This window comes from Streptomyces sp. NPDC028289 (assembly GCF_055565975.1).
The window spans coordinates 163055-176920 of record NZ_JBVHTI010000010.1 but is presented as its reverse complement, the minus strand read 5'-3'; the positions used below and the strand labels follow the sequence as shown (position 1 = coordinate 176920).

The window sequence follows — 13866 nt, the reverse complement described above, 5'->3', positions numbered from 1 at the left end:
TGGCGGACGAGTGACCGGCGGGGCGGGCAGTATGACGCCGGCCATGGCGTTTTGGCCGCTCACAGGTCATGGTGCGGGGCGGATGTGTGTGGCCGGACACCGAAGGGTGGGCCACGCGGGAAGTAACGGATGTCGACCGACCATTAGCGGTGAGTCGGCATGGACCGGTAGTGTTCGGCATTGCCGAACGATGGTTACGACGTCGTGACGGCGAGGGTCACAGGGGACGGAGGCAGAACGGCGATGGCACGGAACATCCAGTCGCTCGAACGGGCGGCCGCGATGCTGCGGCTGCTCGCGGGCGGCGAGCGACGGCTCGGACTGTCGGACATCGCCTCGTCGCTGGGCCTCGCCAAGGGCACCGCCCACGGCATACTCCGCACCCTCCAACAGGAGGGGTTCGTCGAGCAGGACGACGTCTCGGGGCGCTACCAACTGGGCGCCGAGCTGCTCCGGCTGGGCACCACCTACCTGGACATCCACGAGCTGCGGGCGCGGGCGCTGGTATGGACGGACGACCTGGCCCGCTCCAGCGGGGAGAGCGTCTACCTGGGCGTGCTCCACCAGCAGGGCGTGCTGATCGTGCACCACGTCTTCCGGCCCGACGACAGCCGGCAGGTGCTGGAGATCGGCGCCATGCAGCCGCTGCACTCCACGGCCCTCGGCAAGGTGCTGTCGGCCTACGACCCGGTGGCGCACAGCGAGGCGCTGGAGGCCGACCGCAAGCCCTTCACCGACCGCACCACTTGTGACCTGGACGCCTTCGAGCACATCCTGGACATCACGCGGGCCCGCGGCTACGCGGCCGACGTCGAGGAGACCTGGGAGGGCGTGGCCTCGGTCGCGGCGCCGATCCACGACCGCCGCCGGATGCCGGTGGGGGCGGTGGGCATCACGGGCGCGGTGGAGCGGCTCTGCAAGGACGGGGAGCTGCGGCCCGACCTGATCGCGGCGGTGCGGGACTGCGCCCGTGCGGTGTCGCGGGACCTGGGCGCGGGCCGGTTCTGACGGCGCGCCCCTGATCGACGACCGAGGCCGGTTCGCGTGTGGCGGACCGGCCTCAGCCGTACCCTGAGATGGGCATAACAGGGCAAAATGGCAGATCAGCGGAGTTGACGCAGGACACCCGGGCGGACAACCCGACTCATCGATAACCCGAAGCAATCAATAACGATCGCGCTTTCGATAACAGAACTCTTGACGCACGCGTAACGCCGGAGCAAGACTCCCGTCCATCGGTCGGCATTGTCGAACACCTACCGGCAATACGCGCTAGAGTGTGACAACGCCAAAGGCCGACATCGCTCTCACCCCCGAGGGCGCCAACACCCCGAAGGGACTCGGGGTTCGGCTTCCCTGGACGAAGGACAAAGGAGTCGCGGGTGTCCAGCTCCGACATCTTCATCGGCGAGACCATCGGTACCGCCATACTCATCCTGCTCGGCGGCGGCGTGTGCGCCGCCGTCACGCTCAAGGCCTCCAAGGCCCGTAACGCCGGCTGGCTCGCCATCGCCTTCGGTTGGGGCTTCGCCGTCCTGACGGCCGTCTACATCTCCGGACCGCTGTCCGGTGCCCACCTCAACCCGGCCGTCACCGTCGCTCTCGCCATCAAGAACAGCGACTGGAGCAACGTCCCGGTCTACTTCGCCGGACAGCTGCTCGGCGCGATGATCGGCGCGAGCCTGGTGTGGGTGGCCTACTACGGCCAGTTCCAGGCGCACCTCACCGACAAGGAGATCGTCGGCGGCCCCGGCGCGCAGGCCACCACGGCCAAGGCCGTCGAGGCCCAGGAGAAGGGCGCAGGACCGGTCCTCGGCATCTTCTCCACCGGTCCGGAGATCCGCAACGCGGTCCAGAACCTCGCCACGGAGATCATCGGCACCGTCGTGCTGATCCTCGCGGTCCTCACCCAGGGCCTGAACGACAAGGGCAACGGCCTCGGCGTGCTGGGCGGCCTGATCACCGCCCTGGTGGTCGTCTCGATCGGTCTGTCGCTCGGCGGCCCGACGGGTTACGCGATCAACCCGGCCCGTGACCTGGGCCCGCGCATCGTGCACGCACTCCTCCCCCTGCCCAACAAGGGTGGTTCCGACTGGAGCTACGCCTGGATCCCGGTCGTCGGCCCGCTGATCGGCGGAGCCATAGCCGCGGGTATCTACAACGTCGCCTTCGCCTAGAGCGGCAGGCCTCGCCCAAGAGACAGACGTACCGCCACACACCACGGATCTTTGAGGAGCACACAGTGACCGACGCTCACACCGCAGGCCCCTTCATCGCCGCGATCGACCAGGGCACGACCTCCAGCCGCTGCATCGTCTTCGACAAGGACGGCCGTATCGTCTCGGTCGACCAGAAGGAGCACGAGCAGATCTTCCCGAAGCCGGGCTGGGTCGAGCACAACGCCAACGAGATCTGGACCAACGTCCAGGAAGTCGTCGCCGGGGCCATCCAGAAGGCCGGCATCACCCGCGACGACATCAAGGCCATCGGCATCACCAACCAGCGCGAGACCACCGTGCTGTGGGACAAGAACACCGGTGAGCCCGTCCACAACGCCATCGTCTGGCAGGACACCCGCACCGACGCCCTCTGCCGCGAGCTCGGCCGCAACGTCGGCCAGGACCGCTTCCGCCGCGAGACCGGCCTGCCGCTGGCCTCCTACTTCGCCGGCCCCAAGGCCCGCTGGCTGCTCGACCACGTCGACGGCCTCAAGGAGCGCGCCGAGGCGGGCGACATCCTCTTCGGCACCATGGACACCTGGGTCATCTGGAACCTGACCGGCGGTGTCAACGGCGGCAAGCACGTCACCGACGTGACCAACGCCTCCCGCACTCTGCTCATGAACCTGCACACCATGCAGTGGGACGACAAGATCGCCGAGTCCATCGGCGTGCCCCTGCAGATCCTGCCCGAGATCCGGTCCTCCGCCGAGGTCTACGGCGAGGTCACCGGCGGCAAGCTCGGCGACCTGCTCGGCGGCATCCCGGTCGCCTCCGCGCTCGGCGACCAGCAGGCGGCCCTGTTCGGCCAGTGCTGCTTCTCCGAGGGCGAGGTCAAGTCCACCTACGGCACCGGCACCTTCATGGTGATGAACACCGGTGACAAGATCATCAACTCCTACGCGGGCCTGCTGACCACGGTCGGCTACAAGATCGGCGACCAGCCGACCCAGTACGCGCTGGAGGGCTCGATCGCCGTCACCGGCTCGCTGGTGCAGTGGATGCGCGACCAGATGGGCCTGATCTCCACCGCGGCCGAGATCGAGACGCTCGCGCTCTCGGTCGAGGACAACGGCGGCGCCTACTTCGTGCCGGCCTTCTCCGGCCTGTTCGCCCCGCACTGGCGCTCCGACGCCCGCGGTGTCATCGCCGGCCTGACCCGGTACGTCACCAAGGCGCACCTGGCCCGCGCCGTCCTGGAGGCCACCGCCTGGCAGACCCGCGAGATCGCGGACGCCATGGTGAAGGACTCCGGCGACGAGCTGGTGGCCCTCAAGGTCGACGGTGGCATGACCGCCAACAACCTGCTGATGCAGACCCTCGCCGACGTCCTGGACGCACCCGTGGTGCGCCCGATGGTCGCCGAGACCACCTGCCTCGGCGCCGCCTACGCCGCCGGCCTCGCCGTCGGCTTCTGGTCCAGCACCGACGAACTGCGCGCCAACTGGCGCCGGGCCGCCGAGTGGACCCCCCGCATGGACGCGGAGACCCGCGACCGTGAGTACAAGAACTGGCTCAAGGCCGTCGACCGGACCATGGGCTGGATCGACGACGAGAGCTGACGAGAGCGTGCACCGCTCTCACGATCGAGCTCTGACGAGGAGTAAGAACCCGACATGACCAGTCAGTCCACCCTGCAGTCCGTACCTGCCCTGGGGACGCACCCGGCCTCCGGCTCGCTGCCGAGCCGCGCCGAGACCAGGGAGCAGCTCTCCAAGGCGTCGTACGACCTTCTCGTGATCGGCGGCGGCATCCTGGGCATCTCCACCGCCTGGCACGCCGCGCAGTCCGGGCTCAGGGTGGCACTGGTCGACGCCGGCGACTTCGCCGGCGCCACCTCCTCCGCCTCCTCCAAGCTCCTCCACGGCGGTCTGCGCTACCTGCAGACCGGCGCGGTGAAGCTGGTGGCGGAGAACCACTTCGAGCGCCGTGCGGTCTCCCGCCAGGTGGCCCCCCACCTGGCGAACCCGCTCACGTTCTACCTCCCCGTGTACAAGGGCGGTCCGCACGGCGCCGCGAAGCTCGGGGCGGGCGTGTTCGCCTACTCCGCGCTCTCCGCGTTCGGTGACGGCGTCGGCCACCTGCTCTCCCCCGCAAGGGCCCAGCGGGACGTGCCGGAGCTGCGCACCGAGAACCTCAAGGCCGTCGCGGTCTACGGCGACGACCAGATGAACGACGCGCGCATGGCGCTGATGACGGTCCGCGCGGCCGTCGAGGCGGGCGCGGTCGTCCTCAACCACGCCCAGGTCACCGGGCTGCGCTTCACCCGGGGCCGGGTGACCGGCGCCGACCTGAAGGACGCGGTCTCCGGCGAGGAGTTCGGCGTCAACGCCCGCCTGGTGCTCAACGCGACCGGCCCGTGGGTCGACCACCTGCGCCGGATGGAGGACCCGAACGCGGCCCCGTCCATCCGTCTCTCCAAGGGCGCCCACCTGGTCCTGAAGCGCACCTCCCCCTGGAAGGCCGCGCTGGCCACCCCCATCGACAAGTACCGCATCACCTTCGCCCTCCCCTGGGAGGACATGCTGCTGCTCGGCACCACCGACGAGGAGTACGAGGGCGACCCGGCGGACGTCTCCGTCACCGAGAAGGACATAGCCCAGATCCTGGACGAGGCCGCGTTCTCCGTCCGGGACCAGCAGCTCCGGCGCGACCTGATCACCTACGCCTTCGCCGGTCTGCGGGTGCTGCCGGGCGGCCCCGGCGACACCGCGAAGGCCAAGCGGGAGACCGTGGTCACCGAGGGCAGGGGCGGCATGCTGTCCGTCGCGGGCGGCAAGTGGACCACCTTCCGGCACATCGGCCGCACCGTGATGGAGAAGCTGGAGGCGCTGCCGGGCCACCCGCTGGGCGACGACTTCGAGCCCATCGCCTCGCTGCCGAAGAAGCTGCCGCTGCCCGGCGTCGCCAACCCCCGTGCCGTCGCCCACCGCCTGCTGGTGGACAACCCGGCCCCGGGCCCCCGGATGGCCGCCGACACGGCGAAGCACCTGGCCACCCACTACGGTTCGCTGGCCTTCGACATCGCTCGCATCGCCAACGAGGACCCGCTGCTCGCCGAGCGCGTCCACCCGGACGCCCCGGAGATCTGGGCGCAGGTCGTCTGGGCCCGCGACCACGAGTGGGCCGAGACCGCGGACGACGTGCTGCGCCGCCGTACCACCCTGACCATCCGCGGTCTGGCCACGGACGACGTCCGGGCCAGGGTCCAGGACCTGCTCGACAAGAAGTGACACCAGGAACAGGCGGCTGCCGGGTCCTCCCCTGACCGTCCCGGCAACCGCTGAAGACCCGGCCCCGCCGTACCGGGGGCGGGCATGCGAGAGGGGCGGCTCTCATCCCCTGGGGAGCCGCCCCTCTCGCATGCCCGCCGGAAAGGCGGTATGCCCTCGCCTCGTGCCTCCGGTAACTGCCCGCACGGCACATCGCACCACCAGCCGCCCCCCGAACACCCCCGCACGCTCCCTCACACGTGTTTCGAACAGCGGGTTTATCAAAGGTGCTGCGGCTGGAACGGGGCGTTACGGCACGACGGCAGGCGGTGCCGTAACGGCACGAACCGGGACCGGCGTATGCACGGCGGATGGCACAGTGCCCGGGTGCGGCGGCGCCTGGGGTTATCGGCGTGCGCCGCGGCGCTCGCCGCCCTCACGGGCGTGCTGCGGTTCTCGTGGGACGACGCCTCCACCGAGGGCGTCCTGGTTTCGGCGTCGGCACCCTGGTATCGGTCGCCGCGCTCGTGGCCGACGTACTGCGCGGCGACGCGGATCCGGCCCCGCGGTCGGCCGAGGAGGACCGGTGCCGGGCCGCCGACGCGCTGGCCGAGGCCGTACGGGAGCAGTGGGCGGCGGAGGCCCGGCTGCGGCGGCTGCAGGACCCGGAGCCGATCGAGGTGGGCTGGGCGCCCGCGGACCGGCGGCTCGCCGACCATCCGGAGAACGTGGGGCGCGGCGGCCGGCTCCCGGCGCCACGGGCGTGGCGGGTCGAGGACCTGGCCGCGTGGTTCGCCGGCCTCCCCGGCCGCCGACTGGTGGTCCTGGGCGGGCCGGGCTCGGGCAAGTCCGTGCTGGCGATGCGGTTCGTCCTCGCCCGGCTCGCCGCGCGGCGCCCGGGCGGGCCGGTCAGGGAGTGCGGCGACAGGCTCGTCTGAGCGGGGCCGCGAAGTACCGCGGTCCGGGACGAAGGCTGACCGCGGACGGCTGACCAGGCCGCATAATGTGACCGAGACATCGGATGTCTGAGCGACAGGGAGGCCGGTATGGCAGTCACCGATGAGGCGATCGAGAAGATCAAGGACATGATCGTCTCCGGTGCGCTGCGCCCCGGAGAGCGGTTGCCCAAGGAGAGCGAACTCGCCGCCGAACTGGGCCTGTCCCGCAACTCGTTGCGGGAGGCGGTGCGGGCGCTGTCGCTGATCCGGATCCTCGACGTCCGGCAGGGCGACGGCACGTATGTCACCAGCCTGGACCCCCAGTTGCTGCTGGAGGCGATGAGCTTCGTCGTGGACTTCCACCGCGACGACACGGTCCTGGAGTTCCTCGCGGTGCGCCGGATCCTGGAGCCGGCCGCGACCGCGATGGCGGCCTCCCGGATCAGCGAGCAGCAACTGGATGCGCTGGACGCCCAGTTGGACGCGCTCGGCGTCGAGCCGTCGGTGGAGGAGCTGGTCGCCTGCGATCTGGAGTTCCACCGCGGCATCGTGCAGAGCTCGGGAAACTCGGTGCTGTGCTCGCTGCTTGACGGGCTGTCGGGGCCGACCACCAGGGCGCGGATCTGGCGCGGCCTGACCCAGGAGGACGCGGTCGCCCGGACCCTGCGGGAGCACCGGGCGATCCTGGCCGCGCTGCGCGACCGGGACGCGGAGGCGGCCCGGTCCTGGGCGACCGTGCACATCGCGAGCGTCGAGCAGTGGCTGCGCAGCAGCCTGTGAAGCGCTTGCCCGCTTCCCGGAACCGGTGGTGTTCGAGGGCGGCGAACGGGGCAGTGATCCGTTCACTCCCCCGTGCAAGGGGGCTGCGGGCGCCCCCGCCTCACGCCGTAAGGTTGGGGCGTACGCGAGGGCACGTCGGAAGGAGGCACTGGGTGATCGAGCTGGAGGGGGTTCCCGAGCTGATCGACCCAGTCATGGTGGCCGCGTTCGAAGGCTGGAACGATGCCGGCGACGCCGCCTCCACCGCGGTCGCGCATCTGGAGCGCGAGTGGAAGGGCGAGGTGTTCGCGGCGCTCGACGCCGAGGACTACTACGACTTCCAGGTGAACCGCCCCACGGTGTGGATGGACGGCGGCGTGCGCAAGATCACCTGGCCGACGACACGGCTGTCGGTGGTCCGCGTCGGCGGCGAGAAGCCGCGGGACCTGGTGCTGGTCAGAGGCATCGAGCCGTCCATGCGCTGGCGCTCGTTCTGCAACGAGCTGCTGGGCTTCGCCCACGAGCTGGGCGTCGAGCTGGTGGTCGTCCTGGGCGCGCTGCTCGGTGACACCCCGCACACGCGTCCGGTGCCGGTCAGCGGGGTCACCTCGGACTCGGACCTGGCGCAGCGGATGGACCTGGAGGAGACCAAGTACGAGGGCCCGACGGGCATCGTCGGCGTCCTCCAGGAGGCGTGCACGCACGCGGGCGTCCCGGCGGTCTCGCTCTGGGCGGCCGTCCCGCACTACGTCTCCCAGCCGCCCAACCCGAAGGCCACGCTGGCGCTGCTCAACCGCCTGGAGGACCTGCTCGACCTGCGGATCCCGCTGGGCGAGCTGCCCGAGGACGCGCGCGCCTGGCAGGTCGGGGTGGACCAGCTGGCCGCGGAGGACAGCGAGGTCGCGGAGTACGTGCAGACGCTGGAGGAGGCCCGGGACACCGCCGAGCTCCCGGAGGCGTCCGGCGAGGCCATCGCCCGTGAGTTCGAGCGGTACCTGCGGCGCCGGGACGTGAACCCGCCCGGCGGTCACGCCACGGCGGACGGCAGCGACAGTGCGTCGTACCTGCGGGACACCCCGGGGAACCCGGGTGGCAAGGCCCGGCCGCGGCCGCCGAAGCCCGACACGCCCGAGAGCACGGGGAATGCCGGGGACGGCGGAGACCCGGAGGGCACCGGGCCGGACGGCGAGGACACCTCCGAGGACTGAAACAGGGGCGGTACGCGAGATGCGTGCCGCCCCTTCTTGTCGGCCTCGTCGACAAGAAGGGGGGTGCGCGTCGAGTGCTCGGGGCGGGTGAGTTGTGGCTGGTCGCGCAGTTCCCCGCGCCCCTGAAGGCAAGGGCGCGGGGGCTGCCGTTCGTCTAAAGGGCCACGCCCAGCAACGCGTCCACCGCTCGTGACACGACCCCGGGTGCGCCCGTGTCCGTGCCGCCCTCCGCTTGCTGGAGGGCCGCCCAGCGGTCCACCGCGGCCAGGGCGGCCGGGGCGTCCAGGTCGTTGCTCAGGGCGTCGCGGATCTCCTCCACCAGGGACTCGGCGGGCGGGCCGTCCGGGCGGGAGACCGCCGCGCGCCAGCGGTCCAGGCGGGCCACCGCGTCGGCCAGGACCTGGTCGGTCCACTCCCAGTCGGCCCGGTAGTGGTGGGAGAGCAGAGCGAGGCGGATGGCGGCCGGGTCGACGCCGTCCCGGCGGAGTCGGGAGACGAAGACCAGGTTGCCCTTGGACTTGGACATCTTCTCGCCGTCGAGGGCGACCATGCCGGCGTGGACGTACGCCTTGGCCATCGGGAACTCGCCGGTGAGCACCTGGGCGTGCGAGGCGCCCATCTCGTGGTGCGGGAAGGCGAGGTCGGAGCCGCCGCCCTGGACGTCGAAGGTCATGCCGAGGTGGTCGAGGGCGATGGCCACGCACTCGATGTGCCAGCCGGGGCGGCCACGGCCCAGGGATCCGCCGTCCCAGCTCGGTTCGCCCTGGCGGGCGGCCATCCACAGCATCGGGTCGAGCGGGTTCTTCTTGCCGGGGCGGTCGGGGTCGCCGCCGCGCTCGGCGGACAGCAGCCGCATCGCGGCCGCGTCGAGGTTGGAGACCTTGCCGAAGTTCGGGTCGGACTCGACGGAGAAGTAGATGTCGCCCTCGAGTTCGTAGGCGGCACCGAGATCGCGCAGACGTTCGACGAGCGGCACGATGCCGGGTATGGCCTCGACCGCGCCTATGTAGTGCTGCGGCGGCAGCATCCGCAGGGCGGTCATGTCCTCGCGGAAGAGGGTCGTCTCCTGCTCGGCGAGGGCGACCCAGTCGACGCCGTCGCGCTCCGCGCGCTCCAGGAGCGGGTCGTCGACGTCCGTCACGTTCTGGACGTAGTGCACCTGCCGCTTGGTGTCGAGCCACACGCGCTGAACCAGGTCGAACGCGTTGTAGGTCGCCGCGTGCCCCATGTGGGTCGCGTCGTACGGCGTGATGCCGCAGACGTAGATGCGGGCGACGGGACCGGGGTCAAGGGTGACGAGACCGCCGGTCGCGGTGTCGTGGATCCTCAGGTCGCGGCCCTGACCAGGCAGGGCGGGGACCTCGGAAGCGGGCCAGGCATGCATGTACATGAGCGTAACCGGACCCGAGTTCGGTATACGAACCGGACGGCCGGGAAGGCCGTCTTGATCTCGGGGCCGGAATGTGCTGGTGGCGCTATACGGGCGGCCAGGGGATGGCCGGCCACTCGCCGCTCGGCTCCGGGTGCTTGCCGGCGGTGAGCAACGTCTCGACACGCGCGCGCGTGGCGTCGAGTTCCGCGGTGGTGATCAGCTCGGCCAGGCGGCTTCCCAGCGGCCCTCCGAGGGCCGCGCGCAGGCCCACGAGGACCTCGACGGCCTCGCCGGTCAGGTCCTCCCCCGCCCAGCCCCACAGCAGGGTGCGCAGCTTGTTCTCGACGTTGAAGGTGACGCCGTGGTCGATGCCGTAGAGCCGGCCGTCCGCGGTGGGCAGCAGATGGCCGCCCTTGCGGTCGGCGTTGTTGATGACGGCGTCGAGGACGGCGAGCCGGCGCAGCCGTTCGTCGTCGGCGTGCACCAGCAGCGCGGTCTTCCCGTCGCCGACCTCGGCGAGCCCGATCGCCTTCCAGCCGGGCTCGGGCTCCTCCGCGTCCACCAGGGCGAGCAGTTCGGCGCCCTCGGGGTCGACGTCGATCCACAGCTGGACCATGCCCTCGCCGTACGGCCCGTCGCGCAGCACGGTGGGCGGGACCAGGTCCCAGCCGGTGGCCGCGGCGACCTCGTAGGCGGCCACCTCGCGCTGGGCGAGGGTGCCGTCGGGGAAGTCCCACAGCGGGCGCTCCCCGGCGACCGGCTTGTAGACGCAGGAGGCCTCCTGGCCGTCGTGCGCGACCGTGCAGAACAGTGCCGCGTTGGAGGCGTCGCGGATGCGGCCGCGTACCTTCAGCTCACCGTGGGCGAGCAGTTCGGCGGCGGTCACGCTCCGCGGCGGTATCCGTTCTGGCGCGGACATACGTGTCCTTCCGGGTCGAGCGGGAGGCTGCACAGCGGGCACGGCGGCCGCCCGGCGTTGACGACGTCCAGGGCGCGCTTGGCGAAGGCCCTGGCCTGCGCGCCGGTCAGCCGGACCCGCAGCATCGGGGGCCCGTTCTCCTCGTCCTGCAGGAGCCGCTCCTCGGCCTCGGCGAGGTCCTCCTCGGAGTCGGCCTCCAGCTCCACGAGTGCCTGCGCCTCGACGATCATGCGCTCTTCCTCGCCGTCCCAGGCGAGCGCCATGGTGCCGACGCGGAACTCCTCCTCGATGGGGGTGTCGAGGGGGGCGCTGTCGCTGATCTCGGCAGGCGCGACGGCGGGCACGGCCGCGTTGCCGCCGCTGCGGCGCACGACCTCGTCGAGGAGCTCGTCCATACGTTCGGCAAGTGCGGCGACCTGGGTCTTCTCCAGGGCCACGCTGGTCGTCCGGGGGCCGGCCGTGGCCTGGAGGAAGAACGTACGGCGTCCGGGCATTCCGACCGTGCCCGCGACGAAGCGGTCCGGCGGATCGTAGAGGAACACCTGACGGGACACGTCCTGTCTCCATGGGAATCGAGAGTGCGTGGGTTTCGGGCGGGCGACGACGCGGCCGGGGGGCCGCTTACGTGGATCGCTTCACCCTACTGCGGCTGACGATCACGGCGCGCCGGCGCCGCCACCGACCGGGGCGTCTTCCCCGGGGGGTTCCTCGCGGGGGGCGAGGGAGGCGAAATCCCCGGTGTCCCCGAGACGAACGAGAAACGGCCTGAGGCGGGTGTAACGGATCGCGGTGATGGAACACGGTTCGACGGAGATCCGCTGGAAGAGGTCGAGATGCAGACCGAGCGCGTCCGCGACGAGGGATTTGATGATGTCACCGTGCGAGCACATGAGATAGACGGCGTCCGAGCCGTGGTCGCGCTCCACGCGCGCGTTCCACTCGCGGACCGCCTCGGCGGCGCGGGTCTGCATGGCCCGCATGGACTCGCCGCCGGGGAACGCGGCCGCCGAGGGGTGGGCCTGGACGACCTCCATCAGCGGCTCGTCCTTGAGCTCGGCGAGCTTGCGGCCGGACCAGTCGCCGTAGTGGGCCTCCCCGATCCGCTCGTCGGTGTGGGCGGTGAGTTCGGGGCGGGCGTCGAGCAGGGGTCGGACCGTCTCCTGGCAGCGTTGCAGCGGGCTGGTGACGAGCTCGGAGATCGGCAGCCCGGCGAGCCGGCCGGGCAGTGCGGCGGCCTGGGCGGCCCCCCGCTCGTCGAGGGCGACGCCCGGCGTCCAGCCGGCCAGCACACCCGAGGTGTTGGCGGTGGACCGTCCGTGCCTTACGAGGATCAGCGTGGGCATGCCGCCCAGGGTAGGCGCACCCCGAAGTGCGCCGATGGACGGGCGACGGGAGAATACGCTCCGTGATCGTCGATTGCGCCATCTACCGGGACGGGGAGCGGACGGAGACCCCGCAGGACTTCTCCGACGCCCTCGCCGAGGCACGCGCGCGTGGCGACAGTTTCCTGTGGATCGGCCTGTACGAGCCGACGGAGCGCGAGTTCGACCTGGTCACCGACGAGTTCGGGCTGCATCCGCTGGCCGTCGAGGACGCCCTGACCGCCCACCAGCGGCCCAAGCTGGAGGTGTACGACGACTCGCTGTTCGTCGTCCTGAAGCCGGTGACGTACGAGCCGAAGAGCGACACGGTGACCTCCGGCGAGCTGATGATCTTCATCGGGGACTCCTTCGTGGTCACCGTGCGCCATGGGACGCCGTCGCCGCTCGGCGACATCCGGCGGCATCTGGAGGAGCAGCACGAGATGCTGAAGCACGGGCCGACGGGGGTGCTGTACTCGATCTCCGACGCGGTCGTGGACCACTACCTGGAGGTCGCGACCGAGTTGCAGACCGACCTGGAGGAACTGGAGACCGAGGTGTTCTCGCCGAGCGGCGGCGGCTCCCGGCACACCGCGTCGCGGATCTACACCTTCAAGCGGCAGATCCTGGAGTTCCGCCGCGCGACCGCGCCGCTGGCGCTGCCCATGACCAAGCTGGCCGGCGTGGGCCCGTACGGCAGCGGCGTGACCGTGCCCTTCGTGCACGCGGAGGCCCGCCCGTTCTTCCGGGACGTCAACGACCACCTGACGCGGGTGAACGAGAGCGTGGAGGGCCTGGACCGGCTGGTGTCGGACGTCCTCAACGCCCATCTCGCGCAGATGAGCGTGCGGCAGAACGACGACATGCGGAAGATCTCCGCGTGGGCGGCCATGGCCGCGGTACCGACGCTGATCGCGGGGATCTACGGCATGAACTTCGACCACATGCCCGAGCTGCACTGGCTCTGGGCGTACCCGGCGGTGATCATGCTCATGGTCCTGCTGGAGCTGTCGCTGTACCGGCTGTTCAAGCGCCGCGGGTGGATGTGAGGGACGCCTGCGGCCCTCGGGCCCCGTGGGCTCAGGCGAACTCGGGGGCGGGGGTCGCGGGGCCGCCCAGGGCCCTCCTGTGCTCTGGCATCCGCAGGGAGACCATGCGGCGCCAGCCGACGGCGCGTTCGTAGGCGTAGACGGCGTGGATGCCGAACGTCAGGAGCACGGACCTGGCCCGCGGCCAGCCGAGGATGCGGCCCAAGTGGGCCATGACGGCGAGGCTGACGTCCCGGTGGATGCGGATCTCGGCGAGGGCGCACGCGCGGAGCGTGCGCTGGATGACGCGGCCGTGCCCGGCGGCGGCGAGACGCAGCAGCTCCTCGTGGCAGTAGGCGAGGTGGTTGTCCTCGTCACCGGAGATCATGCGCACGGCGCGGCCCACGTCCGGGTGGTCGCCGAAGTACCGGCGCAGCAGCGCCATCTGCTCGGAGGCGCGCTGCTCGGTGACCCGGCTGTGGGCGAGGTAGCCGACGATGTCCGGCACCGTGAGCGGCCGGTCGGCCCGGAGCCGGTCGTGGGCGAGCCCGATGCCGTGCCGCTCCAGGATCATCGTGTAGTCGGTGTCGGCAGGCACCGGAACGGGCGCCAGCCCGCGCTTCTTCAGCAGGGCGTGGAAGACGCGCCCGTGCTTGTCCTCGTCGGCCCCGTGCCGGGCGATCCTGGGGGCGAGGTCGCGTTCGCTCCGCGGTACCAGGGCGGCGATCCGTGCGTTCTCCCAGCCGCCCTGGGACTCGCCGCTGGCCGCGATGGAGCAGAAGAGCCGGAAGGACTCGTCGTCGTCGACGATCTCCTGGAACAGGCTCCTGGCCGAAAGCATCGTGGGCAC

At 71.1% G+C, this 13866-nt stretch carries 13 protein-coding genes; 8 read left to right on the top strand and 5 right to left on the bottom strand.

The genetic code is table 11. The features are described 5' to 3' along the window. Positions 1–243 precede the first annotated feature (243 nt). From ACZ4UV_RS43230 to ACZ4UV_RS43200, 7 genes are all read left to right on the top strand, one after another. Positions 244–1008: an IclR family transcriptional regulator gene (locus tag ACZ4UV_RS43230; RefSeq protein WP_351490182.1), complete on the top strand. Its 765-nt coding sequence runs from the start codon at positions 244–246 to the stop codon at positions 1006–1008. 374 nt (positions 1009–1382) lie between these two features. Then, positions 1383–2177 carry an MIP/aquaporin family protein gene (locus tag ACZ4UV_RS43225; RefSeq protein ID WP_189264814.1) on the top strand — a complete coding sequence of 265 codons (795 nt, stop codon included), beginning with the start codon at positions 1383–1385 and terminating at the stop codon, positions 2175–2177. Positions 2178–2242: 65 nt separating this feature from the next. Beyond that, positions 2243–3781, top strand: coding sequence for a glycerol kinase GlpK (gene glpK / locus ACZ4UV_RS43220; RefSeq protein ID WP_093505058.1), 1539 nt, complete (start codon positions 2243–2245; stop codon positions 3779–3781). A 54-nt stretch (positions 3782–3835) separates the two neighbouring features. Next, the gene (locus tag ACZ4UV_RS43215; RefSeq protein ID WP_390046180.1) at positions 3836–5452 is read left to right on the top strand and encodes a glycerol-3-phosphate dehydrogenase/oxidase; all 1617 of its coding nucleotides are present in this window, start codon (positions 3836–3838) and stop codon (positions 5450–5452) included. A gap of 437 nt (positions 5453–5889) precedes the next feature. After that, a complete protein-coding gene (locus ACZ4UV_RS43210) occupies positions 5890–6369 on the top strand; it encodes a hypothetical protein (protein WP_467845823.1) in 480 nt (159 codons plus the stop codon). 108 nt (positions 6370–6477) lie between these two features. Beyond that, positions 6478–7149 carry a FadR/GntR family transcriptional regulator gene (locus ACZ4UV_RS43205; RefSeq protein WP_293998511.1) on the top strand — a complete coding sequence of 224 codons (672 nt, stop codon included), beginning with the start codon at positions 6478–6480 and terminating at the stop codon, positions 7147–7149. A 152-nt stretch (positions 7150–7301) separates the two neighbouring features. Further along, positions 7302–8336, top strand: coding sequence for a PAC2 family protein (locus tag ACZ4UV_RS43200; RefSeq protein WP_451021200.1), 1035 nt, complete (start codon positions 7302–7304; stop codon positions 8334–8336). A 154-nt stretch (positions 8337–8490) separates the two neighbouring features. Here ACZ4UV_RS43200 and mshC read toward each other — a convergent pair whose 3' ends face one another. From mshC to ACZ4UV_RS43180, 4 genes are all read right to left on the bottom strand, one after another. Next, the gene (gene mshC / locus ACZ4UV_RS43195) at positions 8491–9720 is read right to left on the bottom strand and encodes a cysteine--1-D-myo-inosityl 2-amino-2-deoxy-alpha-D-glucopyranoside ligase (RefSeq protein WP_451021201.1); all 1230 of its coding nucleotides are present in this window, start codon (positions 9718–9720) and stop codon (positions 8491–8493) included. Between the two features lie 91 nt (positions 9721–9811). Beyond that, entirely contained in the window at positions 9812–10627 is an 816-nt protein-coding gene (locus tag ACZ4UV_RS43190) for an SCO1664 family protein (RefSeq protein ID WP_451021202.1), read from the bottom strand. Beyond that, positions 10591–11181: a DUF3090 domain-containing protein gene (locus ACZ4UV_RS43185; RefSeq protein ID WP_351490168.1), complete on the bottom strand. Its 591-nt coding sequence runs from the start codon at positions 11179–11181 to the stop codon at positions 10591–10593. Before ACZ4UV_RS43185 ends, ACZ4UV_RS43190 begins: the two co-directional genes overlap by 37 nt. Before the next feature lie 102 nt (positions 11182–11283). After that, a complete protein-coding gene (locus ACZ4UV_RS43180; protein WP_351490166.1) occupies positions 11284–11970 on the bottom strand; it encodes a histidine phosphatase family protein in 687 nt (228 codons plus the stop codon). Positions 11971–12032: 62 nt separating this feature from the next. Between ACZ4UV_RS43180 and corA the strand changes: the two genes are divergently transcribed. Next, positions 12033–13037, top strand: coding sequence for a magnesium/cobalt transporter CorA (corA, locus tag ACZ4UV_RS43175; RefSeq protein WP_451021204.1), 1005 nt, complete (start codon positions 12033–12035; stop codon positions 13035–13037). 31 nt (positions 13038–13068) lie between these two features. Here corA and ACZ4UV_RS43170 read toward each other — a convergent pair whose 3' ends face one another. After that, positions 13069–13857, bottom strand: a complete 789-nt coding sequence (locus ACZ4UV_RS43170) for a ferritin-like domain-containing protein (RefSeq protein WP_451021205.1) — start codon at positions 13855–13857, stop codon at positions 13069–13071. Positions 13858–13866 lie beyond the last annotated feature (9 nt).

Bases quoted from the DNA above. Each gene is read 5' to 3' on its own strand.
- mshC (WP_451021201.1), bottom strand. From the start codon at position 9,720: ATGCATGCCTGGCCCGCTTCCGAGGTCCCCGCCCTGCCTGGTCAGGGC.
- ACZ4UV_RS43230 (WP_351490182.1), top strand. From the start codon at position 244: ATGGCACGGAACATCCAGTCGCTCGAACGGGCGGCCGCGATGCTGCGG.
- ACZ4UV_RS43180 (WP_351490166.1), bottom strand. From the start codon at position 11,970: ATGCCCACGCTGATCCTCGTAAGGCACGGACGGTCCACCGCCAACACC.
- ACZ4UV_RS43205 (WP_293998511.1), top strand. From the start codon at position 6,478: ATGGCAGTCACCGATGAGGCGATCGAGAAGATCAAGGACATGATCGTC.
- ACZ4UV_RS43190 (WP_451021202.1), bottom strand. From the start codon at position 10,627: ATGTCCGCGCCAGAACGGATACCGCCGCGGAGCGTGACCGCCGCCGAA.
- ACZ4UV_RS43215 (WP_390046180.1), top strand. From the start codon at position 3,836: ATGACCAGTCAGTCCACCCTGCAGTCCGTACCTGCCCTGGGGACGCAC.
- ACZ4UV_RS43170 (WP_451021205.1), bottom strand. From the start codon at position 13,857: ATGCTTTCGGCCAGGAGCCTGTTCCAGGAGATCGTCGACGACGACGAG.